This is a genomic window from Halostella salina (assembly GCF_003675855.1).
GTDB lineage: Archaea > Halobacteriota > Halobacteria > Halobacteriales > Natronoarchaeaceae > Halostella > Halostella salina.
Genome location: NZ_RCIH01000002.1, coordinates 221,528 through 245,090 on the forward strand (window position 1 = coordinate 221,528; position 23,563 = coordinate 245,090).

Below are 23,563 nucleotides of genomic sequence, written 5' to 3' on the forward strand. Positions count from 1 at the left end.
GCGCGAGAGTCACTCCGCGCCGCCCGGCGTGTCGCTCTCGCGCACGGACGCCGAGGAGCCGGGCGAGTCGTCGGACCGGTCCGGCTCGGCCCCGACGTCCCCTTCGGATTCGGTCGTCGTATCACCCGTAGAACTCCCGTCCCCGGTGCCGCCGTCCGGGTCCGTTCCACCGTCCGTGTCCGCGCCGCCGTCCTCGGCCAGCGTCGACTGCCGGTAGCCGCCCGTCTCCGCCGACAGCAGGTCGACCCCCTCGGAGAGCAAGGCGACCGCGAGCGGGCCGGCGATGATCCCGACCGGGCCGAGGCTGAGCAGGCCGCCGGTGAAGCCGATGAAGTACAGCGTGCTCGGCATGTCGGCGCTCCGCCGGGCGAGGCGCGACCGGATCACCACGTCCGGCAGGTAGCCGACGAAGACGGCCCCGGCGATGCCGACGATCGCCGCGGCGGCGACCTCGCCGGCGAGCAGTTCGTACGCGACCAGCACGCCGAGCAGCACGCTCGGGCCGACGATGGGGAGGAACTGGAGGACGCCGGCGACGACGGCGAGCGTCACCGCGCCGGAGTAGCCGAGCGCGAGAAAGAGCACGAGCGCGACGACGAACGTGCCCAGGGCGGTCGCCGCCTGGAGCACGTAGATGGCGAACAGCGTCGACCGGGCGCGCTCGTGGAGCGCCGCGACCACGTCGCGGTACTCGACGGGCACCGTCCCGACGACGGCGCGGTACGCCCGGTCCGAACCGAGCAGGAAGCCGAACACGACGAAGCCAAACAGCGCGAACTTGATCGCCAGCACCGGCGTCGCGGCCGCCACGTCGACGGCGATGTCGCCGAGGTACGACGCGAGGACCGTCTGTACCTCGCCGGCCGGGATCACCCGGCTGTAGCCGAGGAACTCGACCTCGACCGCCGACGGGAGGCTCCGGAACAGGTCCAGCAGCTGGTCCCGGCGGCGGTACAGCACGGCGACCAGCGGCGTGAACACGGTCAACGCGGCAAGGAATGCGAGCGTCGACGTGAGCGCGCTCGCCCACCACTCGGGGACGCCGCGGGCGACGAGCCAGCGGTACACCGGCGCGAAGACGGCCGCGACCGTGACCGCGAAAAACACCGTTGCGAGCACGTCCCACAGGATCGCCGCTGCGACGAGGGCGAGGGCGACGACGACGCCCGAGAGAACGTATCTACGACTGCGTGACACGTTCGCCCCTCACGGCCGGACGGCAAAACGTTTCCGCCGGGGGACGGCCGCTCGCCGTCCCGGATCACGGAGGTTAAGACTACCGAGTGCAACCACCGGGTAATGAGACGGCGCAGGTTCCTGACGGCGACCGCGGGCGTCGCCGCCACGACGGTCGCAGGGTGTATCACGCAGTCCGACGACGGCGACGACAGCGGGAGCGGCGACGGCACGCTGACGACGCCCGAGAGCTTCGAGGGCGAACTCACCGTCGCCACCTACGGGGCGTTCGTCGACTCGCCGAGCACCAGCCCCGGCGGGTGGGTGAAGGAGGCGTTCGAGGAGGAGTACCCGGACGTGACCCTGAACTGGGAGGTCGCGGAGAACGGCGTCACCGAGTTCGTCCAGCGCGCGTCGCGGGACGCGAGCATCGACGCCGACGTGTACCTCGGGCTGAACGTCGACGACCTCGTCGTCGCGGACCGCGAACTCGACGACTCGCTGTTCATGAGCAGCGACGCCTACGCGCTGGACAACGGCGACGCAGTGCGGGACGACCTCCGCTTCGACCCGCAGTCCCGCGCGGTCCCCTACGACACCGGCTACATCACGCTCGTGTACGACGAGAACGAGGTCGACGAGCCGACCTCGCTCGACGCCCTGACGACCGACCCCTACCAGGGGACGCTGCTGGCCCAGAACGCCCAGTCCAGCGACCCGGGCCGGGCGTTCATGCTGTGGACGGTGAACCAGTACTCGGCCGACGGCTACCTCGACTACTGGCGGGACCTGGTCGACAACGACGTGCGTATCTTCGGCTCGTGGGGCGACGCGTACGATGCCTACAGCCAGGGCCAGCGCCCGATGGTCGTCTCCTACTCGACGGACCAGGTGTACGCGAACCGGAACGACCAGGACATGAGCCGCCATCAGGTCGCGTTCCCGAACGGGCAGGCGTACGCCAACCCCGAGGGGATGGCCGTGTTCGAGGCCAGCGACAGCCCGGCGCTCGGCTTCGAGTTCCTCGACTTCGTCCTCTCGCCGGCGGCACAGGGCGAGATCGCCGTCCGCAACGTCCAGTTGCCCGCGACGGACCACGCCGACCTGACCGACGAGTTCGACCAGTACGCCCTCGAACCCGACGAGGCCGTGGTGTTCGACTACGACGAACTGGCCGGCAACCTCGACGGCTGGGTCAGCGAGTGGGCCCGCGAGATCGCCGGGAACTAACCCGCAGGCGTTCCAGCATCCAGCGTGAGTCGCACAGGTCGGGCCGTCGCGGCGCTCGAACACCACGCCGTCGGCACGGTCGCCGTCGCGGCGGCCGTCACCGTCGCGCTCGTCTTCTACCTGCCGGTGGGGATCGTGCTCTCCGAGGCGGTGACGGTCGTGCCGGGGGTTCCGCCCGGCGTCTCGGTCGCGCCGCTGATCGACGTGCTGACCGACGAGTTCTACGTCGGCGCGCTGGCCGGCGTCGCGGCCGACCCGCTCGCCGTGGGGCGACACGCCGGGAACGTCCTCGACTGGGCGGACGCGTTCCTCGCCGGCGAGACCGGCCTCCCCGAGTTCGGGCTGTTCGGGTTCACCGCGTATCAGGCGCTCGTCTCGACCGTCGCGAGCGTCGCGCTCGGGCTGCCGGGGGCGTACGTCCTCGCCCGGTTCGAGTTCCCCGGCCGGCGGACGCTCCGCTCGCTGACGATCCTCCCCTTCATCCTCCCGTCGGTGATGGTCGCGATCGGCTTCGTCGCCACGTTCGGGCGGGAGGGCCTCCTGAACAACTCGCTCGCGGCCGTCGGCCTCCCGCCCGTCGACCTCATCGGCAGCCTGACCGTCGTGGTCGTCGCCCACGCCTTTTACAACGCGCCGCTGGTCACCCGGGTCACCGTGGCGGCGTGGGAGACGGTCGACGCCCGCGCCGTCGAGACGGCCCGGAGCCTCGGGGCGAGCCGCCGCCGCGCGTTCGTCGATGTGGTCGTCCCGCAACTGCTCCCGGCGGTGCTGACCGGGGCGCTGCTGACGTTCGTGTTCACGTTCATGACGTTCCCCATCGTGCTGGCGCTGGGCGGGCTGGATCTCGCCACCGTCGAAGTGTGGGTGTACGCGCTCCTGCGGAACCTGAACTACGAGGAGGCGGCCGCGCTGGCCGTCCTCGAAACCGCCGTGTCGCTGGCGCTGACGTACGCCTACCTCCGGTACGAGGCGGCACAGGCGTCGGGGAGCCGGGGCGCGACCCCGCCCGACCGCGTCCCGCTCGTCCCGTCGCCCCGCGCGCTGCTGTCGCCGAGCCGGCTCGCCGTCCTCGCGTACGCCGCCGTCGCCGCGCTGGTGTTTCTCGGCCCCATCGTCAGCATGGTGTGGACGAGCGTCGCCGGGCCGGACGGCCCGACGCTCGCGTACTACGAGTTCCTCGTGCAGCGGCAGGTCGAGGGCACCGCCGTCCAGACGAAGCCGTGGCCGGCGGTCCGCAACTCGCTGACCTTCGCGCTCGGCACGCTCGCCGTCGCGCTCCCGATGGGCGTCGCCGTCGCGCTGGTGACGACCCGCGAGTTCCGCGGCCGGACCGTGCTCGGCGCGATAGCGATGGGACCGATCGCCGTCTCCGGCATCGTCACGGGCGTCGGCCTCCTGCTCGGGCCCGTGTTCGGGATCCCCCTCGGCGGCGGCTACCGCCTGCAGGTGACCGGCGCGGTCGCGGTCGTCGCGGCCCACGCCGTCGCCGCGTACCCCTTCGTCACGCGCTCGGTCGCGCCGCCCCTCCGACGGCTGGACCCGGCGATGGTCGAATCGGCGCGGGCGCTCGGAGCCAGCCGCGCCCGGGCGCTGCTGGACGTGGAACTGCCGCTTATCGCCGCCGGCGTCGTCGCGGGCGCGGCCTTTGCCTTCGCCATCAGCGTCGGCGAGTTCGATTCGACGGTCATACTTGCGGAGGGCGCGGACAGCTACACGATGCCTGTCGCAGTCGAGCGCTACCGCGGCCGCCGGCTCGGGCCGGCGACCGCGATGGGCACCGTCCTGCTCGCCGTCACGAGCGCCAGCTTCGTCGTCATCGACCGCCTCGGGGGGCGGTTCGAGCGTGGTTGACCTGCACGTCGACGCCGTCTCGAAGCGCTACGGCGGGACGACGGCGCTCGACGGCGTCGACCTGGAGGTGAACGACGGCGAGTTCTTCACGCTCGTCGGCCCCTCGGGCTGCGGGAAGACGACGACGCTGCGAACGATCGCCGGCTTCGAGTCCCCGACCGAGGGGGTCGTTCGCTTCGGCGACCGCGAGATGACTGGGGTGCCGCCGGAGGACCGCGACGTGGGGGTCGTGTTCCAGTCGTACGCGCTCTTTCCGCACATGACCGTCGCGGAGAACGTCGCCTACGGCCTGCGCTTCCGCGACCCGCCCGGCGACGCGACGACCGACGAGCGCGTCGCCGAACTGCTCGACCTCGTCGACCTCCCCGGGATGGGCGACCGCGACCCCGAGGAGCTGTCGGGCGGCCAGCAGCAGCGCGTCGCGCTGGCCCGCGCGCTCGCCCCCGGCCCGGAGGTGCTGCTGCTCGACGAGCCGATGAGCGCGCTGGACGCCCGCCTCCGCGAGCGTCTCCGCCGGCAGGTGAAGGCGATCCAGTCGGAACTGGGGATCACGACCGTCTACGTCACCCACGACCAGGCGGAGGCGCTGGCGATATCCGACCGCGTCGCCGTGCTGCACGACGGCCGCGTCGAGCAGGTCGGCACGCCGGAGGACGTGTACCGCCGCCCCCAGCGCCGCTTCGTCGCGGAGTTCGTCGGCGAGAACAACGTGTTCGCGGGCCGGGTCACCGGCAGCGACGCCGCCGGCACCACCGTCGACGTGAACGGGCGCTCGCTCCGGCTCCCGCCGGTCGAGGCGAGCGCGGGGGACACGATGACGTTCTGCGTCCGCCCGGCGGCGCTGTCGACGGAGAAGGTGACCAACCAGCTCACCGCGACGGTGCGGACCGCGGAGTTCCTCGGCGAGGCGGTGCGGGTCCACGCCGACTGGAACGGCCGGGAGCTGGTCGTCCGCCTCCCGGACGCGCCCGACGGCGACGCGGTGACGGTCGGGTTCGACCCCGCGGACGTACACGTGTTGCCCGACGAAGCGCGGTGAACACTGGCTGCCGTGTGTGTCGCGTCCGTTACAGATCCGCGTTTCAGCGAACCGTTTAGTCGGTCGCGTCCCACGATCGCACGATGCCACCCACCGAAACCGCACTCGTGGTCGGTGTCGGTCCCGGAGTCGGCGAATCCGTCGCACGCCGCTTCGACGCAGAGGGTGTCGGCGTCGGCCTGCTCGCCCGCTCGGCGGACTTCCTCGACGACCTCGCGACCGACCTCGACGACGCGACGGCCCTCCACCTCGACGCGACCGACGCGGACGCGCCGGACCGGGCGCTGTCCCGCGTCCGTGAGAGCCACGGCCCGGTCGACGCGCTCGTCCTGAACCTCCCCGGTCCGGCCGACGCCGGCGGCGACGCGACGGCCGTCGATCCAAGCAACCTCCGGCGCGCGTGGGCCCAACAGGTGCCGATCGCCCTCCGGTTCATTCGCGCAGCCGAACCCGACCTGCGCGACGGCGGGACCGTCGTCGTCACCAACTCGATGCAGTCGAAGCGCCCGAACGGGGTGAGTCCGGCCCGCGCCAGCGCCCGCTTTGCCCTCCGCGGGCTGGTCGGGTCGCTGGCCGACGGGCTCTCGGACGACGGGATCCACGTCGCCCACCTCGTGATCGACGGGTGGATCGACCGCCCCGACCTCCGCGAGCGGTTCCCGGACCACGAGCCGTGGACCGACCCGGACGCCGTCGCCGACACCTGCTGGCATCTCGTCGACCAGTCCGGGGACGCCTGGACGCACGAACTCGACGTCCGCGCCCGCGGCGACGAGGTGCGGTTCGGATGAGCGACGCGGGACACGGCACGAACCGCACCGTCCTGATCGCCGGCGTCGGGGAGACGCTCGGGACGGCGCTGGCCCGCGCGTTCGCCGACGCGGGCGACGCCGTCGCGCTGCTCGCACGGTCCCCGGACCACGTCGAGTCGCTGGCCGCCGACCTCCGGCGCGACGGGGCCGACGCCGTCGCTGTGACGGCTGACGTGACCGACCCGGATGCCGTCGCCGATGCGTTCGATGCCGTCCGGGCGGCGTTCGGGCAGGTCGACGTGCTGGTCCACAACGCCAGCGCGCCGGCCGGCGGTCCCGTCGACGACTGCGACCCCGCGGCGTTCGAGCGCCCCTGGCGCGTCCGGACGTACGGCGGCTATCTCTGTGCCCGCGAGGCGCTCGCGGACGGCGGCGACCCGACGGTCCTCTTTTCGGGCACCTCGTACGCCGTGGAGCCGACGGGACGGATGCCCGACTGGAGCAGCGCCGCCTTCGCGACGCGTGGGCTTGCGGCGTCGCTGGACGACGGCCCGGCCGACGCGACGTACGTCGCCATCGGCGCGACGGTCGCGCCGCCCGGCGGCTACGTCACCGACGACCGCGTCGCCGCCGAGGCGGTGGCCGCGCGGTTCGTCGAGTTCGCCGACGACCCCCCGGAGGCAACGACGGTGCGGGTCCCCTAATCCACGCTCGACCAGAACCGCTCCAGCCCCAGCGAGAGCATATCCGGGCTAACGGCCTGGAACTCGTCGTTCTCGGGGAAGTACTCGCGCACGCTGTCCCAGGAGTCCCGGGCGTAGCGCTCGTCGACGAGCACGCGGACGCCGACCTCCTCGGGGCCGCGGATGACGCGGCCGATGGCCTGCCGCGCCTTGCGGACGGCCGGGATGGTCAGCGCGTACTCGAACCCGCCGCGCGACCCGGAGCCGCCCCCGCCGAACTCGCGGTCGTAGGCGGTACGGACGGCCCGCGTTCGCGGGCTGGCGGTGTTGATGATCGGGACGCCGCAGACGACGGCGGCCCGCAGTTTGTCCCCCTGATAGTCGACGCCCTCGGTGAGCGTCCCGCGGAGGCTGGTGACGAGCACCTTCGACTCGCCGGCGAAGAAGTCGTCCTTCAGCGTCTCGGTCGCGTCGTCGCCGCTGGACTCGTCGATGAGGACGGGCTTGTCGGCGCGGCCGCGAAGCGCCCCCGCCATCCACTCCGCCTCGGCGTAGTTGGGCATCCCGACGAGGACGTTGCCCGGCGACCCCGCCACCTCCGCGACCGCGTCGGCGTACGTCCGGCGGGTGGGATTCTCGTCGGCGTCTCCGCCGTCCGGCGTCGGCCCGCGGTTCTCGTAGGTGAACTTCGGCGCGGCGACGGCGAAGCTCTCGCGGTTCGCTTCCGGGAAGTCGAGCCCGTACGTCCGCTCGACGACCGGCCGGTCCTCGTCGCGTTCGAGGTGGCGCAGCCCCGTCACCTCGGCGAACACGTCGAGGGGCGCGAGCGTCGCGCTCATCAGGACGCCCCCGCCGAAGTCGGCGAGGCGCTCGCCGATGGCGTCGCTGGGCACGCAGTTGTGCAGGGAGAGGCTGGCGTTGTACGCCCGCCGCCACGACCCCTCCGGCTCGGACCGGTCCCACGTCCGCTCCAGATCGATCTCGCGGAAGTAGTTCTCGTGGCCGTTGCGGTACCACTCGCCGAGCACGCGCCCGGCGGCGGGAGCCGCACGGGTCTTCCCCTCGTCCTCGGCCTCGTCTAAAATTCGCTTGACGACCGCGCCGACCGCCTCAGCGCGGGCCCAGACCCCGCCGTCGTACCCTTCGCGCTCGGCCCACTCGGTGATGGCGTCGGGTTCGGGCGTCTCGGGGTCCCGTAGCGGGATCTCCTCGTCCGGCAGGTCCGAGAGGTTCGCCTTCCAGCCCCGGTGCTCGCGTTCGAGGTGGGCGGTGACGCGGCGGTCGAGTTCGTCCCGCAGGTCCCGGATGAACTCGCGGGTGTCCTGCAGTTCGGAGAGCGTCACGTCGCTGTCGGAGAGTTCGGTGCGGATCAGGTCCGCGTCCTCCCGGGCCGTCTCGCGGCCGTCCGTCTCGTCGAACTGGAGCGGCTGGATGACCCGTGACAGCTCCGATTCGGCGTCGCGCAGGGTAGCGTCGGCGACGCCGTCGCTCACCAGATCCCGGACGCGCGGTTCGAGCATGTGCGCCTCGTCGCAGACGACGAACGTCGAATCGTCCAGCAGCGCGCCGGTGAAGGAGCCGGTCGTCGTCGGGTCGAACGCGTGGTAGTAGTTGCCGACCACGACCTCCGCGTGCCCCAGCATCGCCCCCATCATCGAGTGCGGGCAGGTGCCGTGTTCGACGGAGCGCGCCACGAGGTCGTCCGGCGTCAGGAGGCCTTCGGCGGTGAAGTCGAACGGGACGGCCTCGGCGGGGTCGCCGTCCTCCGGCAGGTCAGCGAGGTACTGCGCGTAGAACGGGCAGTACTCCGTGTCCTCGAACTCGGGCATCCCCTCGGGGTACGGCGACGGCTCGTCGGCGGTTTCGAGGTACGTCGCTCCGCCGGCCCCGGAGTCGACCAGCCCGACCTGCTGGCTCCGGGCGTCGGCGGCCAGCGCGTCGGCCGTCGTCGGCCCCTCGCCGGTCAGGCCGCGGGTGCGGTCGCGCAGGTCCTCGCAGCGGTCGTACACGTTGTCGTCGTCGATCCCACCCGTCTTCTCGCGGTTGTACGGGCAGACATCGGCCTTGCCGACGAGCGTGAGCCCCGACACGGGGCGGTGGTCGTCGGGCAGGTTCGCGTTTATCGTCCGCAGGTCCGCCTCGAACTGGCGGAGCTGCTGCTTGACGCTCGTCAGTACCAGCACGCGCTCGAAGTCGCTGTCGGGGTCGCGCACGAGGTGGATCCCCGCCGTCAGCGCGAGCATCGTCTTCCCGGTACCGCAGGCTCCCTCGAGGGCGAGAAAGCCGCCGTCGCGGGCCGTCTCGACCGCCGTCTCGATGCCGTCGACCTGGTCGTCGTACGGCTCGTCGTGGCCGAACACGTCGCGCCAGGAGCCTGCCATCGTCGTGTGGTCTCTCACCGCCGCGTCGGGCATAGGGCTGTCGAAGCAGTGGCCGCGGCTTCGCAGATAAACCCTCGGCAGGACGGCGCTTGGGGCTTCGCCGACACCGATCACTCCCCCTCGACGTCGGTCCACGTCGTCTCGCCGTCGCCGCCCCCGGTCTTGTACACGCCGCGGGCGTCGGCCACCGCCTCGCCCTCGCCGTCGGTCACGTCGACGGAGACGACGGCGACGCTGCCGCCGTCCCGCACCACCTCGGCCGCGGCGCGGAGGCGGTCGGTACCCGGCGAGAGGTAGTCGATGCGCATATCGATCGTCGGCGTCGGCTTCGGGTGGAGCGAGTACACCGCCGCGCCGCCGACGGTGTCGGCCAGCGAGTAGGTGACGCCGCCGTGGGCGACGGTCTTCCACGGGACCGAGGAGTGGCCCTCCTCCAGGTCGAGCGTGCCGACGGCGCGGCCGTCGCCCGCCGACTCCATCTCGATGCCGAGCCGTTCGACGAACGGCAGCTGCGAGAACAGTTCCTTCGCCTCGAAATCGTCCATACCCCGTCCACAGTCGCGGGGGAAATAAACTGTCCGGGCGTCGTGGGTTTTCCGGGGGGCCGGGCGCGGCAGACGGGGAACACGTCGATTCCGCCGGAGCGTTCGCTACGTCCCCTCCGACGGGAGCGTCGCCGCGAGCCGGTCGACGACCGACGGGTCGATCACCCCGGCCATCTCCATCGCCTCCGCCTCGTGGGAGTCGAGGTCGAGGACGCTCCGGAAGAACCACGAGAGCGTCACGTAGGACTCGTGGAGGCGCTCCGCGCGCTCGCGCCCCTCGGCGGTGAGCGTCGCCCCCTCGTACGGTTCGTACGTCACCAGGCCGCGCGTTTCGAGTTGCTGCAACATCTCCGTCGCCGACGCGGCCGACCGGTCCAGCAGGTCGGCGACGTGACCGGACGAAACCGGTGACCCGTCGCGCTGTCCGGCGATGTACACCGCCAGCAGGTACTGGTCAGCCCCGCTCATCGTGGCGCGGTCGTGGGGACGGACTGCGCCTCGCATGGGAGTCGACCGCTCGCCCGCCGGTCGGCGGGAACGTGCCCACATTCAGTCCCGACGCGCGACCGTGCCCGGTGATGGGCGTCGATTCCGGCCGTCCAGCCCTCGTCCCTACCGGCTCCGTTCGTTCTGTCGAGCACGGATACGGGCCGTTTTTAGGCCATCCTAAAAATAGGTACTGGTTGTCGCCGTCCGAACCGACCGTAGCGACGAGCAACGGCGGTCCCCGCACAGCACCGGTAGCAGAGTGAGCGCGTTGAACGAGAGTGCAGTGGCTATCTGGTTGAATAGTCGGCGGCGTACTCGGCGTAGCGCCGTCCCGCTTCCCTGATCCCGACGACGGCGGTGAGGACGACGCCGAGGAAAAACAGGAGAACGAACGTCGGGGCGTTCGGGAGAAGTCCGACCACAGTCAGTTGGATGGCAAACGTCATCGTCACGAGGTCCTTGCGGCGTTCGTCCGCGTATGCCATTGTTCGCCTGTATCCCCCCGGTACAAAAGCTATTTTCCATCCAGCTGGGCAGTGTATCTCCGTCCGTGGCGCATCCGGGACACCCTCCGCAGACGCAACCGTTACCCGCCGCCACGGCCAACGTCCGGCCATGACCGACTCGTTCGACGCGGACACGTGGCGGCGGGAACTGGAGACACAGCGCGAGGAGAAGGACCGCTTCTTCGACGAGCACCGGCAGTCGCCGATCCCGCCGGAGGAACGCGACGACTTCGACGGCCTGGACTACTTCGACCCGGACCCCGACTACCGCGTGACGGCGACGGTGACGGTCCACGACGACCCCGAGGCGGTGACGATGGACACGACCGCGGGGACCGAGGTGCGCTACCGGCGCGAACTGACGCTGTCCTTCGATATCGACGGCGTCGAGCAGGAGCTCGCGGCGTACCGCCAGGAGGGCGACGAGCAGTACTTCGTCCCGATCCGCGACAAGACGACCGGGCAGGAGAGCTACGAGGGCGGGCGCTACATGGAGTTCGCCAGCGACGAGGAACTGGACGACGGCGACGAAATGGTGCTCGACTTCAATCTCGCGTACTCGCCGTTCTGCGCGTACAGCGAGACGTTCGCCTGCCCGCTCCCGCCCGAGGAGAACTGGCTGGACGTTGCGGTCGAGGCCGGCGAGAAAGCGCCCTAGGGCGCGACGCCGACGGTCAGCAGCGTCCCGTACTCGCGGTAGCGCTCGACCATGTCCTCGCGGGTCTCCCAGTCCTCCGTCGGGAACTCGTCGGCGGGCGGGATCTCGGTTTCCTCGTCCGGGATGGTGTCCTGCTCGGCGACGTGGAGGCCGGCGTCGCGGAACGCCTCGCGGTACTCCGGCCTGCTCCAGCGGGTCATCTCCACGTCGATGAACTCCTGCCACTCGTGGGAGTGGTGGTTCTCCTCGTAGTAGTTGACGGCGCAGTAGAACGTCCCGCCGGGCCGGAGGACGCGCCGGATTTCCCGCAACGTCTCGCGGGGGTCGGCGGCGTAGTAGAACGCCTCCATCGACCAGACGTGGTCGACCGAGTCGTCGGCGAACGGGAGCGACCCGAAGTCGCCGACGACGTACCCCACGTCGGGGTCGTCGGTGTACTCGCGGGCGTTGCGGGCCATCTCGGGCGCGGCGTCGATGCCGTACGCGCGGGCGGCGTCCTTGGTTTCCCGGAGCGCGCGCCCGGCGTAGCCGCTGCCACAGCCGAGGTCGAGCACCACGTCGCCCGGTTCGACGGGCATCCGGGCGAGGGCGTGCTTGGCGGTGTGCCAGTGTCGGTCCTCCATGCCGCGGTCGCGGCCGTCCGCGGCCCACTCGTCAAACTCCGCGCTGACGCTCATGGTCGGGACGAGACGGGCCGGCGACTAAACGGGTTCGGAGTGTGCGTCGACCCCGGTCCTGACGCGGAGCGCGGCGGAAGCCGCGGGGCTTTTCATCGGCCCCCGAGAGGGAGAGGTATGGTCGCCCGTCGCAAGCGCTACCGGATCGCCGACTCCGCCCAGCAGGTCGTCGGCGGGTTCCTGCTGGCCGGACCGTTCGTCGTCACCGAGGAGGTGTGGGTGCTGGCGGCTAACATGACCGTCTGGCACGCGCTGGTGACCGTCGGCATCGTCGCGGGCATCGGCTACGGCGCGCTGTACAAGGCCGACGCGGGGCGGGACCCCGACACCGAGGCGGAGGTCGCGGGGATCCCGGTCCGGTTCGTCTCGCTGATGGTCGTGTCGTACGGCTCCGTCGCCGTGCTCGCGCTGGCGCTGACCGCACCGGAGACGTTTCTCGTCCAGGAGGGGATCCTCCGCGACCCCACGCAGCGGACCGTCGCGATGGCCACGCTCAAGGCAGTCAGCGTCGGGGCGATATTCAGCGTCGTCGGCGCGGCGACCGCCGACAGCGTGTTCTGACCCGACGGACGCGTTCCAACCTCACGACCGCAGTTCCCCCGACCCAGCAATCTTAAGTCCGTCGGACACGCGTTCCGTGGTATGGATTACGCGCTTGCGATCGACGGCAGTCCCGAGGAGATACCGGGCGGGACTGGCGTTCTCCTGCTGCACCCGAGCACCGGTGAGACGGACCGGATCGACACTGACTTTCTGAAGCAGGACACCGACCGATTCCTCGTGATCTCCACACGAACCACTGCGCGGGAGGTCATGCAGAAGCTCGACTACTACGACGTTGACGAGGACCGGGCTGTGATCCTCGACACGCTTTCGGTCGAACGCGGCTACTCCCGGCGCAGCAGCGAGAACGTCCACTACGTCGGCGCGCCCGACGACCTGGACGGCATCGTCGAGCAGACCGAGGAGTTCCTGGCGAACACCGAGGGCAAGCGCCGGGTGAGCCTCGACTCGATCACCGAACTCGCCTACTACGCCGGCGAGGAGGCCACGCAGGACGCGATCCGGGCGATCCTCGCGCTGCTCGACGAGCACGACGCCGTCGGCCTCTTTCACCTCGCGACCGAGGTCCACGACGACGAAGTCGTCGCGGCGTACCGCGACCTGTTCGACGGCGTGATCGACCTGGACGAGGACGACTCGGTCAGCGTCGACTTCTGACCGAAGGGACGCGGGGAGTCCCGCTACAGCTTCTCGAACGTCTTTTCCGCCCACGTGACGGCGTACTCCGGCCCGTGGCTCCGGTAGGCGACCGTGGCGAGCGCCGCGAACGGTGCGGGCAGGTCGAGGTCGTGTTTGATCGCGGCACAGGCCAGCTCCGTCGCGTCGGCGAAGTCCGTCTCCTCGCGGGCGACCGCGCCCGGCAGGTCGGCGACGCGGCCCTCGATCCGCTCGCCGGCGTCGACCCAGGCGTCGCCCAGACGGGGGTGTTCGTCGGGCCAGTCCGAAAACGGCTCGCGGGTGTGACAGCCGATCCAGCCGTCGTACAGCGCCGCCGCGACCTGATAGGTGGCGTTGGGCGACAGCGGGAGCGCGTCGTCGAGGTCGCGGTAGCGCTCCCCGAAAAAGCCCAGGAAGCTCTCGGGAACGTCGAGCCCGACCTCCACGAGCGCCTCAGCGACGAGGAAATCGATGAAGGATTCGGGTGACCCCTCTACCCGGGGTTTGACGATGACGGTCGGCGGGTCGGTCTGTCGGGTCCAGACGACGCTCCCGTCGCCCGGGAGACCGATCGTGAACTCGTTCCCGGCGTACCGGGCGAGCAACTGCGGCGCGTCCTCGGGGAGCCACGCCGCAGGGTGGGTCGCCGGGTCGAGCGCGTCGACGAGCAGGCCCAGATCCTCGGCCTGCTCCGGCGGGAGCGTCTCGAAATCGCTCGCGGCCGAGAGCACCAGCGCGTCCGGCGCGTGGGCGTCACGGACGGCAGCGACGTCGTCGGGCAGGTCGCGCTCGCTGAACATCAGGCGAGCAGGGACTGGACGACGAGCACGAGGGCCAGGAGTCCGGAGACGCCGATGGTGCCGAGTACGATCTTCGTGGCTTCGCTCATGCTCGACGGGAGACGCCGCGCGCGCTTAAAACCAGGGCAATCGCCGTCGACGGGGGATCAGTCCGCACCGGTCGCGCCGGCCTCGGCCTCCCGGGCGACCCGCCGCCACGCGCCGGACCAGAACCGGACCGTGTTGACCGTCGCCCGGAGGTACATGTCGGCGAGGATGGCCCCGAACACGGCGGTGAGACCGAGCCCGAACCCGGGGTCGACCGTCACCCCGGCGACCGACACCGCCACGACGCCGGCCGGCAACGCCGTGAGCGCGACGGGGAGTTTGACCAGATACGTCCCCGCGACCGTGCCGTACAGCGGCCAGCGCGTGTCGCCCGCGCCGCGCAGGCCGCCCCGCATCGTCCGCGAGACGCTGAACGCGCCGACGCCGACGCCGAACATCCGGATGAAATCGACCGTCAGGTCGACGTGGTCCGTTCCGAAGGCGACGGCGATGGGGCGGGCCAGCGCGAAGATGACCGCCGCGATGAGCAGCTGGGTCGCCAGCGCGATCCGGAGGGTCTGCCAGCCGTAGGCGTCCGCTTCCTCCTCCTCGCCCGCGCCGAGGCTCTGCCCGACGAGCGTGCTGGAGGCGGTGGCGTAGCCCCACGCGGGCATCAGCGCGAGCAGCATGACCCGGCGGCCGATGGCGTACGCGGCAAGCACCGGCGTCCCGAGCGCGCCGAGGATGAACAGGAACGGGAACCGCCCGAACGTCCGCGCGAGCCGGGTGCCCGCAAGCGGCGCGCCGACGCGGACGATCTCGCGGACGATCTCGCCGTCCCACTGCCGACCGCCGAGGCGGAGGCGCACCGGGAACCGGTCGGAGAGGAGCAAGGCGAGGAAGATGAGCGCCGCCGCGGTGTTCGCGACCGCCGTCCCCCACGCCGCGCCGGCGACGCCCAGTTCGGGGAACGGCCCGAGCCCGAAGATGAGCACCGCGTTCAGCCCGATGTTCGTCGGCAGGGTGACGAGGCGAACGTACATCGGCGTCCGCGTGTCGCCCGCACCGGCGAGCGCCCGGGCGGCGACGAGGCTCCAGAATCGAAACGCGACTGACAGCATCACGATCTTGAGGTAGACCGCGCCGAGCCGGACCGTCTCGGGGTCGTCGTTCAGCAGGTCGATGAGCGGTTCGGCGTACACCCAGCCGACGACGGTGATGGGGACCGAGATGGCCAGCGCGAGCCACAGCGACTGTTTGACGGCGAGGTCGGCCCGCACGTGGTCGTCGGCCCCTTTGAACCGGGAGACGACGCTGATGGTGCCGCTCGTCAGGGCGAGCGAGAGCCCGAATGGGATGAAGTAGTACTGGAAGCCGAGTTCGAGCGCCGCGACGGCGGTGTCGCCGACCGCGAGGCTCACCATGAAGAAGTCCGCGGTCCGCAGGAGCGTCCGCATCGCCCCGGTGACCATCACCGGCACCGCGAGGTCGAACGCCTCCGACCCCTTCTTCCGGTCGACCAGACCGAGGCGGGCCAGCGCCGCGGGGAACAGAAAGAGGAGGTCCCGGACGCGCCGTCGCGTGTCCTCCAGCATGCTCGCTGACGTTCGGAGCCGTCCGGGTTACGTCTTGCCAACGCGGAAACCCGGACCGTCGCGGAGCGGCGTCGGTTTCACACCCCGGTTTCGCGTAGAGATGGATCGAACGGTACCCGGGTCTGTCGAACGGTCGAAGCGGCTGTGGATGGGAAACGAAGGGGTGCGCGGACGGGACGTGACGGTCCGGCTACGCCTCGTCGGACCGCCAGGTCTCCGGAACCTCGATGACGTAGCGGCCGTCCTCCTGCAGCGAGATGATGTACTCGTCGCGGTCGTACAGCTCCATCAGGTTGAGTTCGTACCGGCCGGGCTGGACGATCCTGATGCTCTCGAACTGTTCGTTTAGCTCCTCGCGGAGCTGGGACAGGTCCGGACGCTCCTCGTCCGGCGTGTCCGCGACGACCCCGTCCTCGGCCGCCGGTCGTTCGTCCACCGCCGGGCCGGGCGGCTCCTCTGGCAGTTCGTCGCTGGACACCACGTCGCTCCGGGCGTCGGCCTGCGCGTCGTCCTCGTCGGACGGGACGCCGGCCGCGCCGGCGGCGGACGGGGTCGACCCCCCGGCGTCCGGGTCGGGAGTGTCGGTCCCGGCAGGGTCCGGACGACCGCTGTCGGTCGCCGGGTCGGCAGCCGCGTCGCCTGCCGACTGTCCGGCCGACCCGTCGTCAGACCCGACCCAGTCCCGGACCGTTTCGCGTGCACGGTCGACCCGCCCGGTGACGCCGGCATCGGACCCCGAAGCCTTCGCGCCCGCGCCACCGCCGGCGGCGGGAGTCGGTCCGTCGTCGGCCGCGTCGCCGGCGGCCGGGCTCTCGGCGGTGCCCCCGTCGCCCCCCGCGTCGCCGTCGGAGCCGCTGGGGTCGAACTGGAACTTGTTGCCGCCGCAGTCCGGACAGCCCGACAGCATCTCCTTGGAGCCGTCGGCGAACATCCGGCCGCAGTTCGTACACTGGTGTGGCATTATCGGCGCGAGACGAGCGCGCTGATCAGCGTCTCGTCCTTGTGCAGCGTCTGGATCTGGTTCGCCGGCCCGATGACGGTCAGCTTGTTCGTCGACTCCCGCCCCATGAGCCGGTCGAGGAAGCTGGCGTCGTCGGTCTGGGCGCGCGGGTACGTCTCTATCTCGATCCCGTTGAAGCCGTCGGGGCTGATCTCGGTCATGGTCACCTCGATCAGCCGGCTCTCCTCGTCGGGGGTGAGTCCCTCCTCCAGAATGACGATGTTGCCCTCGTGGACGCCGTCCAGGATCATCCGGATCTTCTCCATGCTCGTCATCCCGGCCATCCGTTCGCCGCTGATGAGGTCGATCTGGACGCCGTCGTCCGACTCCTTGGTTTCAGGCATGGTTCACGCGAAGTACTCCGCGATCTTGTCGTACACTTCGTCCATGTTGTCCCCCTCCAGCGCGGAGAGGGGCACCGTCTCGTGCTGGGGGAAGGCGTTGCGAATGCGCTGCTCGCTGGCCTCGTCCAGGTCGATCTTGTTGGCGAAGATGAGCACGGGGAGGTCACGGCTCTCGATGATGCCGATCAGCATCGTGTTCACCTGCGTGAACGGGTCCTCCGCCGAGTCGAGCACGTAGATGACGCCGTCGACGTCCTCCCGGAGCCAGTGCATCGCCTCCGCGACGCCCTCGGTGGCCTCGCGGGAGCGACGCACGGCGTCGTCTTTCTCCATGTCATACTCGGTGAACTCCTCGTAGTCGACCTTCGTCGTCACGCCCGGCGTGTCGACGATGTCGATGGTCACCGACTTCCCGTTGCGCTCTATCTCCACGTCCTCCTTCCGGCGCGCCCGCCGGGTTTCGTGGGGGATGTGGCTCTCCGGCCCGACCGCGTCCCCGGTCCAGTCCCGCGCGATCCGGTTCGCGAGCGTCGTCTTCCCCGCGTTCGGCGGTCCGTAGATCCCGATCCGTTTGGGCTCCTCCTCGGAGAAGAGTCGCTCCGTCGCCCGTGAGATGCTCTGTCTGAGTCCGTTTATCAGTCCCATCCTGTCCTCACGCACCCGTAGGTGCTTGTCCACGTAACGACACCGGATTCACTTAAGCCTACGTCAGACACGTATCCGCGGTCGGAGCGGTGTATTCGATGCCGGATCCCGCCCGCGTCCCCTGGTCCGGGGCGGGATCCGGGCGATCGTGTTCCGGGTCCGACCGTTTACCTGTCGACCGTGTTCGGTCGATCCTGTTCGTCTCCGAACGCATCGCAGCAGTGGGGCTAGCAGGCGACGCCTCGTAGTCGGCCAGTCAGGATCTGTGGATCGGTGGAACGACGTTCTCCAGTTGAAATGGAGGGGTGTCATTTTCAGTTGAGGTAGTCGCTATACGTTTGTATTCGAAGAAACACCCCTAGTTCGCTTGGAGTCGAAACGCCCGGGTGAGGATCGTTCAACGGTGGTCGAACGGTGATCGATGTAGTCGGGAAACCGACCGGACTGAATCACCCGGGAACAAACGGACAGCACAGTGGAACGAGAGGACTGCGTTGATGGTCACGTGATGAGGGTCCCCCACCCTTGACCCCCCCACCCCTTCGTTTCGGGTGGAACGACGGACGGGTGGGGTGGGGGGAAGCCCGTTCTCTAGTGTCGCATGGTTTTATGTATAATGACCTGTAACCAGACCCGTAGTACAAGAACAACTATTTTTGTTGTTTGAATTCTTCGAAAGGATCGATTAGGATCCACTAGAGACTCGCTAGTAGGTTGGACCGGCAACACTTCGCCCCCGATGTTCGGCTCCCCCGCCCCCGGCTTGGTTCCGTCTCCAGTTGAAACGAAGGGGTGGGGGTGTTCCGACCGCGATGTTCTCCGCCCTTCGAACACCTGTCCACGGCCCGTCGTTTCCGGGGTGTCGACGAACCTGCTGGGGCCCGACCTGATGGACTCCGACACTCTGGATCGACCCGGGAGCGATCGGCTCTCGACCTGCCCGATCCAGTTCCCGGCTCTCTCGGAACTCCATCGGAGTTCGATCCGGCCCTGGCTCCACGGTGGTCCTGACCCGACGCAACCCGAATCGTGACCCGGAGCAGCCTCGAACCGGAACCGACCAGCTTCCCGGTTCTCCCGATTCGGACCACGCTGTCGTTCCGGTCCGACGACGCCGGTGGCGAACACGAACCGGCATCCTGTGGTCGGACTTCGGCCCGAAACTCCGCTTCTGAGCCGTTTCGCCTCGGTTTTCCGGCAATACCGGATCCCTCCACCGAGAGGGAAGATTTTAAGACCCTGGTGTACCTCCACTTCGTTTGCATCAACTGGACGAACCGCGAACACGTATTGACTGCGAATCCGGTATCTGAGGCCATTACGACGGGTTCGCTCCGTTTCGGCGGGCGGTTTCCAGATGAAACGAAGGGGTGAATCAACCAACGAATGTCGGACGAGGACACGGGACCCGAGCAAGCGGAGGGCGTGGAGGTAGACTCATCGCGGGACTTCGACGTGGAGCTGGACGACGTCGTCCTCGAGGACGAGGAGGAGGCGAATCAGGGCCTGTTCGATGACCTGCTGAGCGGCGAACCGATCTTCGAGAACAAGGAGGTGCTGCGCCCGTCGTACACGCCACACGAGCTCCCGCACCGCAAGGAGCAGATCAACAAGATGGCGACGATCCTCGTCGCCGCGCTACGGGGCGAGACGCCGTCGAACATCCTCATCTACGGGAAGACGGGGACCGGCAAGACGGCGAGTGCGAAGTTCGTCAGCCAGGAACTGGAGAGCACGTCCCAGAAGTACCAGGTGCCCTGCGAGGTCGAGTACATCAACTGCGAGGTGACGGACACGCAGTACCGCGTGCTCGCACAGCTGGCGAACAAGTTCATCGAGGAGAACGAGCGGCTCATCGACGAGTGGCTCGACGACCTCCGGGACCTTCGGGAGGCGGCGTCCGACGACGCGGCCGAAGCTCCGACCGTGCTGGCCGAGGCCGAGCCGATCGCGGGCACCGAGTTCGACTCCGTCGAGGCGATCGACGAGCGCATCGCCGAACTGGAGGCCGACCGCGAGGAGTTCGAGACCGTCCCGATGACGGGGTGGCCGACGGACCGCGTGTACAGCGTGTTCTTCGAGGCGGTCGACTATCACGAGCGCGTGGTCGTCATCATGCTGGACGAGATCGACAAGCTCGTCGAGAAGTCCGGCGACGACACGCTGTACAACCTCTCCCGGATGAACTCGGAACTGGACAACTCGCGCGTGTCGATCATGGGGATCTCGAACGACCTGAAGTTCACCGATTTCCTCGACCCCCGCGTCAAGTCCAGCCTCGGCGAGGAGGAGATCGTCTTCCCCCCGTACGACGCCAACCAGCTCCGGGACATCCTCCAGCACCGCTCGGACGTGGCGTTCAAGGCCGACGCGCTGACCGGCGACGTGATCCCGCTGTGTGCGGCCTTCGCCGCGCAGGAGCACGGCGACGCCCGCCGCGCGCTCGACCTGCTCCGGACCGCCGGCGAACTCGCGGAGCGCGACCAGTCGGAGGTCGTCGACGAGGACCACGTCCGGAAGGCACAGGACAAGATCGAACTCGACCGCGTCGTCGAGGTCGTTCGCACCCTCCCGACGCAGTCGAAGATCGTCCTCTTCTCGATCATCCTGCTGGAGAAAAACGGCGTCCACAACATCAACACCGGCGAGGTGTACAACATCTACAAGCGCCTCTGCGAGGAGATAGACGCCGACGTGCTCACCCAGCGCCGGGTGACCGACCTCATCAGCGAACTCGACATGCTGGGCATCGTCAACGCCGTCGTCGTCTCGAAGGGCCGCTACGGCCGGACGAAGGAGATCAGCCTCTCGGTCCCCATCGACGAGACCGAGGCCGTCCTCCTCAGCGACTCCCGGCTGGGCGACATCGAGGACGTCCAGCCGTTCGTCCAGGCGCGGTTCGACAACTGACCCGGCCACGTCAACCCATCACCCGGGAACCGGACCCGCTGCCGGCTCCGTGAAACGGTTTCCCACGACCCCTTCGTTTCTCGTGGAGATCGGGGCTAACCACCGCCAAGAACCACCGTACCGGCCGGTCACAGCTTTGCGAACTGGAGTCGAACCCACCCGAGCAACGGGATCCGAACTTCGGCGCGCCCCTTGATCCACTCGGACTTGACGACGGTGCTCCGGCCGGCGACCTGGTCGTAGTACGGCGTGTCGTCCCCCTTCGTGATGAACCCGTCGTGGGGGGCCGGACAGTTCCGGACCTCCTCGCAGGTGTCGCCCCGGAGGTGGTCCTCGTCGGCTCTGGCGACCCACTCCTCGTCCTCCTCGACGTAGATATGCGCCCGATGTATGATCGGCACCCCGTTGTCCCCGTTCGGCTGGAACACGATCACGTCGCCGTAGCTGCCGAACGACCGGACGCCGTTCTCCTGGCCCTGCTCGAAGGTCACGACTCCGGCGACGGCGTCCTCCCCGGCGAACCGGTTCTCGTCGACGATGAACACGAGGTCGTTTTTCTCCATGTGGGGCTCCATGCTCCCGCTCTCGACGGCGACCAGCGGCGGCCAGATGCCGCTGACCGCAAAGAGGAACAGGCCGACCAGCGCGACCAGCGCGACCGTGCTCAGCAGGTCACGGACCGCGGCCACGCCCTCGCTGTCGGCGGTGAGAAACCAGGCCACCGGCTCCTCGCGCACGCTGGGACCGCCGTCCGCCGACCCGTCCTTGGCCGTCGGACCGACGTCGTCGGGTGACTCGGACGGGCCGACCGTAACCGATGGCTCGGCGGCCGAGTCGGACCTCCCGCCCGTACTCGATCCCGGATCCACGTTCGGCGACGCGGCGGTAGCGCTGTCGTCGCGGTCGGCGTCCACGTCGCTCTTGGGACCGGCGTCGGACCCGTCTTCCGGCGCGGCGTTCGTCCGGCCGTCGGGAGCGTCGTCCGCGTCCGTTCCCCGAGGACCGTCCGCGCCCCCTTCCGGGGGTTCGTCGGCCTCGTCCGGGGGGTCGCGCTCGCGGTCGTCGCCGGTACCGGCGTCGGTCATCGTCACCGCCTACTGGCCTCCGCAAAATCAACCTTCTGTTCGTGGGAGCCCGTTGAACGACCCCTGCCGCCGAGTCGCCGCGCGTCGTCGCCCGACGTTCCGCTACGCTTTTGCACGCCGCCGACTTTTGTCGGCGGTGTGCCACTGGAGGCCCCCGCCCGGATCGTCAGCGAACTCACGAGCCGGGGGTACAACGCCGACCGCGAGGCGGTGACGCTCATCGCTTCCGCGGATGATCCGGCCCGCGCGCTGGAGCGCGTCGTCGAGGCCGCACCGGAGGGTGCGCTCCGACTCTCGGTCGACCACGTCCGCGCGGTGCTTGACGCCGACGACGCGGCCGGCGACCCCGCGACGATGAGCGAGTCCGCCTCCACCCGAGCGGGTGCGGTCGATGCACCGGCCGACGCCGGTAGCGACGCTGCCGATGCTGCCACCGCTACCGACGCTGGGGGCGACGCGCCTGACCACGCGGCCACCCCGGATGCCGCGACCACGGCGGACACAGGTGGAGCGCGTTCGGCCACCGCGGACAGCCAAGACCCCTCTACTTCGACTGCAGACCCGGACGCTTCGACCGATCGATCGTCGAAAAACTCTCCATCTGAAACAACGGTATCGGCCGACCGGAGCACCGACCAGTCGCTCCGCTCGGTCGACATCGCGAACGACATCACCGGTCGGAGCACGGGGACGGGCGCGTACGAGGACTTCGTCGCCGTGTTCCGGGACCGCTACGAGCGCCTGGGCGACAAACTCAGATCCAGGGTAAACCACCGCCCGGCGGAGGCGATCCAGTCGATGCCCGGCGGGAGCGAGGCGTCGATGGTCGGGATGGTCAGCGACATCCGGTCGACGGCCAGCGGCCACTGGCTCGTCGAACTGGAGGACCCGACGGGGACGTTCCCCTGCCTCGTAATGAAGGACCGCGACATCGCGGCGCTGGTCGAGGAGCTGCTCCACGACGAGATCATCGCCGTCGAGGGATCGCTGGCGGACGACGGCGGGATCCTCTTCGTCGATGCGATGCACTTCCCGGACGTGCCGCGGACGTACTCGCCGAACACGGCCGACCGCCACGTCCAGGCCGCGCTCATCAGCGACATCCACGTCGGCAGTCAGGAGTTCATGGCCGACGCGTGGTCGCGCTTCGCCGACTGGCTCCACACGCCCGAGGCCGAGGCCATCGAGTACCTGCTCATCGCGGGGGACATGGTCGAGGGCGTCGGCGTCTACCCGGACCAGGACGAGGAACTCGACATCGTCGACATCTACGACCAGTACCGGCAGTTCTCGGAACACCTGAAGGAGGTGCCCGGCGACATCGAGATCGTGATGATCCCCGGGAACCACGACGCCGTCCGCCTCGCCGAACCCCAGCCGGCGTTCGACGAGGAACTGCGGAACATCATGTCGGCGCACGACGCCCGGATCACGGGCAACCCCTCGACCGTCACGCTGGAGGGCGTCTCGATCCTCATGTACCACGGCGTCTCGCTGGACGAGGTGATCGCCGAACTTCCGGAGGAGAAGGCCAGCTACGACGACCCCCAGAAAGCGATGCACCACCTCCTGAAGAAGCGCCACGTCGCCCCGCAGTACGGCGGCCACCTCCGCCTCGCGCCCGAGGAGAAGGATTACCTCACCATCGACGAGGTGCCGGACATCTTCCACACCGGCCACGTCCACAAACTCGGCGTCGGCAAGTACCACAACGTCCTCTCGATCAATTCGGGCTGCTGGCAGGAACAGACCGCCTTCCAGCAGTCGGTCAACATCGACCCCGACGCCGGGTTCGCGCCGGTCGTCGACCTCGACACGCTGGAGCCGACGATCCGTAAGTTCCACTAAGAAAGCCCTTGCTCGGCCTTGGCAGGCCTCGCTGCGCCCTTTCAATGTCCGCCGCCAGAATCGCTGCGCGATTCTCGCTAAGGCCCGCCAGTTTGCGCGAG

Annotated in this window: 23 protein-coding genes; 10 read left to right on the plus strand and 13 right to left on the minus strand. The window is 69.5% G+C overall.

The window, feature by feature from the left end:
* Positions 1–9: 9 nt before the first annotated feature.
* Positions 10–1,197, minus strand: a complete 1,188-nt coding sequence (locus tag D8896_RS04450) for an AI-2E family transporter (RefSeq protein ID WP_121820881.1) — start codon at positions 1,195–1,197, stop codon at positions 10–12.
* 102 nt (positions 1,198–1,299) lie between these two features.
* Between D8896_RS04450 and D8896_RS04455 the strand changes: the two genes are divergently transcribed.
* The 5 genes from D8896_RS04455 to D8896_RS04475 all read left to right on the plus strand — a co-directional run bounded on the left by D8896_RS04455 (position 1,300) and on the right by D8896_RS04475 (position 6,752).
* Positions 1,300–2,406 carry a thiamine ABC transporter substrate-binding protein gene (locus D8896_RS04455; protein WP_121820882.1) on the plus strand — a complete coding sequence of 369 codons (1,107 nt, stop codon included), beginning with the start codon at positions 1,300–1,302 and terminating at the stop codon, positions 2,404–2,406.
* A 24-nt stretch (positions 2,407–2,430) separates the two neighbouring features.
* Entirely contained in the window at positions 2,431–4,257 is a 1,827-nt protein-coding gene (locus tag D8896_RS04460) for an ABC transporter permease (RefSeq protein WP_121820883.1), read from the plus strand.
* Positions 4,250–5,296 (plus strand): ABC transporter ATP-binding protein, encoded by a 1,047-nt coding sequence (locus D8896_RS04465; RefSeq protein WP_121820884.1) that lies wholly within the window; start codon positions 4,250–4,252, stop codon positions 5,294–5,296. The genes D8896_RS04460 and D8896_RS04465 overlap by 8 nt, the downstream gene beginning before the upstream one ends.
* 83 nt (positions 5,297–5,379) lie before the next feature.
* The gene (locus tag D8896_RS04470) at positions 5,380–6,087 is read left to right on the plus strand and encodes an SDR family NAD(P)-dependent oxidoreductase (RefSeq protein ID WP_121820885.1); all 708 of its coding nucleotides are present in this window, start codon (positions 5,380–5,382) and stop codon (positions 6,085–6,087) included.
* Positions 6,084–6,752, plus strand: coding sequence for an SDR family NAD(P)-dependent oxidoreductase (locus D8896_RS04475; protein WP_121820886.1), 669 nt, complete (start codon positions 6,084–6,086; stop codon positions 6,750–6,752). The genes D8896_RS04470 and D8896_RS04475 overlap by 4 nt, the downstream gene beginning before the upstream one ends.
* Here the strand turns inward: D8896_RS04475 and D8896_RS04480 are convergent.
* From D8896_RS04480 to D8896_RS04495, 4 genes are all read right to left on the minus strand, one after another.
* Entirely contained in the window at positions 6,749–9,112 is a 2,364-nt protein-coding gene (locus tag D8896_RS04480) for an ATP-dependent DNA helicase (RefSeq protein ID WP_121821196.1), read from the minus strand. The two genes, D8896_RS04475 and D8896_RS04480, sit on opposite strands and share 4 nt — an antisense overlap.
* A 110-nt stretch (positions 9,113–9,222) precedes the next feature.
* The gene (locus D8896_RS04485; RefSeq protein ID WP_121820887.1) at positions 9,223–9,657 is read right to left on the minus strand and encodes a PaaI family thioesterase; all 435 of its coding nucleotides are present in this window, start codon (positions 9,655–9,657) and stop codon (positions 9,223–9,225) included.
* A 105-nt stretch (positions 9,658–9,762) separates the two neighbouring features.
* Positions 9,763–10,125: a metal-dependent transcriptional regulator gene (locus D8896_RS04490; RefSeq protein WP_121821197.1), complete on the minus strand. Its 363-nt coding sequence runs from the start codon at positions 10,123–10,125 to the stop codon at positions 9,763–9,765.
* A 308-nt stretch (positions 10,126–10,433) separates the two neighbouring features.
* Positions 10,434–10,631, minus strand: coding sequence for a hypothetical protein (locus tag D8896_RS04495; protein ID WP_121820888.1), 198 nt, complete (start codon positions 10,629–10,631; stop codon positions 10,434–10,436).
* Between the two features lie 130 nt (positions 10,632–10,761).
* On the opposite strand from D8896_RS04495, the gene D8896_RS04500 reads away from it, so the two are divergent.
* Positions 10,762–11,310, plus strand: coding sequence for a DUF1684 domain-containing protein (locus D8896_RS04500; RefSeq protein WP_121820889.1), 549 nt, complete (start codon positions 10,762–10,764; stop codon positions 11,308–11,310).
* On the opposite strand, the gene D8896_RS04505 is transcribed toward D8896_RS04500, so the two are convergent.
* Complete coding sequence (locus tag D8896_RS04505) at positions 11,307–11,987, minus strand: class I SAM-dependent methyltransferase (protein WP_121820890.1); 681 nt, start codon at positions 11,985–11,987, stop codon at positions 11,307–11,309. The two genes, D8896_RS04500 and D8896_RS04505, sit on opposite strands and share 4 nt — an antisense overlap.
* 117 nt (positions 11,988–12,104) lie before the next feature.
* On the opposite strand from D8896_RS04505, the gene D8896_RS04510 reads away from it, so the two are divergent.
* Both D8896_RS04510 and D8896_RS04515 read left to right on the plus strand, forming a co-directional pair.
* Positions 12,105–12,548, plus strand: coding sequence for a DUF2391 family protein (locus D8896_RS04510; RefSeq protein WP_121820891.1), 444 nt, complete (start codon positions 12,105–12,107; stop codon positions 12,546–12,548).
* 81 nt (positions 12,549–12,629) lie between these two features.
* Positions 12,630–13,208: a DUF7090 family protein gene (locus D8896_RS04515; protein WP_121820892.1), complete on the plus strand. Its 579-nt coding sequence runs from the start codon at positions 12,630–12,632 to the stop codon at positions 13,206–13,208.
* A 23-nt stretch (positions 13,209–13,231) separates the two neighbouring features.
* Here D8896_RS04515 and D8896_RS04520 read toward each other — a convergent pair whose 3' ends face one another.
* The 6 genes from D8896_RS04520 to D8896_RS04540 form a co-directional block, all read right to left on the minus strand.
* A complete protein-coding gene (locus D8896_RS04520) occupies positions 13,232–14,008 on the minus strand; it encodes a DUF7089 family protein (protein ID WP_121820893.1) in 777 nt (258 codons plus the stop codon).
* Entirely contained in the window at positions 14,008–14,097 is a 90-nt protein-coding gene (locus D8896_RS20215) for a hypothetical protein (protein WP_449404863.1), read from the minus strand. Before D8896_RS20215 ends, D8896_RS04520 begins: the two co-directional genes overlap by 1 nt.
* Before the next feature lie 57 nt (positions 14,098–14,154).
* The gene (locus tag D8896_RS04525) at positions 14,155–15,630 is read right to left on the minus strand and encodes an MATE family efflux transporter (protein ID WP_121820894.1); all 1,476 of its coding nucleotides are present in this window, start codon (positions 15,628–15,630) and stop codon (positions 14,155–14,157) included.
* Positions 15,631–15,820: 190 nt separating this feature from the next.
* Positions 15,821–16,591 (minus strand): Zn-ribbon domain-containing protein, encoded by a 771-nt coding sequence (locus D8896_RS04530; protein ID WP_121820895.1) that lies wholly within the window; start codon positions 16,589–16,591, stop codon positions 15,821–15,823.
* Entirely contained in the window at positions 16,591–16,974 is a 384-nt protein-coding gene (locus D8896_RS04535; RefSeq protein WP_121820896.1) for a DUF2073 domain-containing protein, read from the minus strand. Before D8896_RS04535 ends, D8896_RS04530 begins: the two co-directional genes overlap by 1 nt.
* Positions 16,975–16,977: 3 nt before the next feature.
* Positions 16,978–17,619, minus strand: a complete 642-nt coding sequence (locus D8896_RS04540) for an Era-like GTP-binding protein (protein ID WP_121820897.1) — start codon at positions 17,617–17,619, stop codon at positions 16,978–16,980.
* Between the two features lie 1,386 nt (positions 17,620–19,005).
* On the opposite strand from D8896_RS04540, the gene D8896_RS04545 reads away from it, so the two are divergent.
* Entirely contained in the window at positions 19,006–20,529 is a 1,524-nt protein-coding gene (locus tag D8896_RS04545; RefSeq protein ID WP_121820898.1) for a Cdc6/Cdc18 family protein, read from the plus strand.
* A 128-nt stretch (positions 20,530–20,657) separates the two neighbouring features.
* On the opposite strand, the gene D8896_RS04550 is transcribed toward D8896_RS04545, so the two are convergent.
* Positions 20,658–21,614: a S26 family signal peptidase gene (locus D8896_RS04550; protein ID WP_205596769.1), complete on the minus strand. Its 957-nt coding sequence runs from the start codon at positions 21,612–21,614 to the stop codon at positions 20,658–20,660.
* A 138-nt stretch (positions 21,615–21,752) separates the two neighbouring features.
* On the opposite strand from D8896_RS04550, the gene D8896_RS04555 reads away from it, so the two are divergent.
* Positions 21,753–23,462, plus strand: a complete 1,710-nt coding sequence (locus D8896_RS04555) for a DNA-directed DNA polymerase II small subunit (protein ID WP_121820899.1) — start codon at positions 21,753–21,755, stop codon at positions 23,460–23,462.
* Positions 23,463–23,563: the final 101 nt, after the last annotated feature.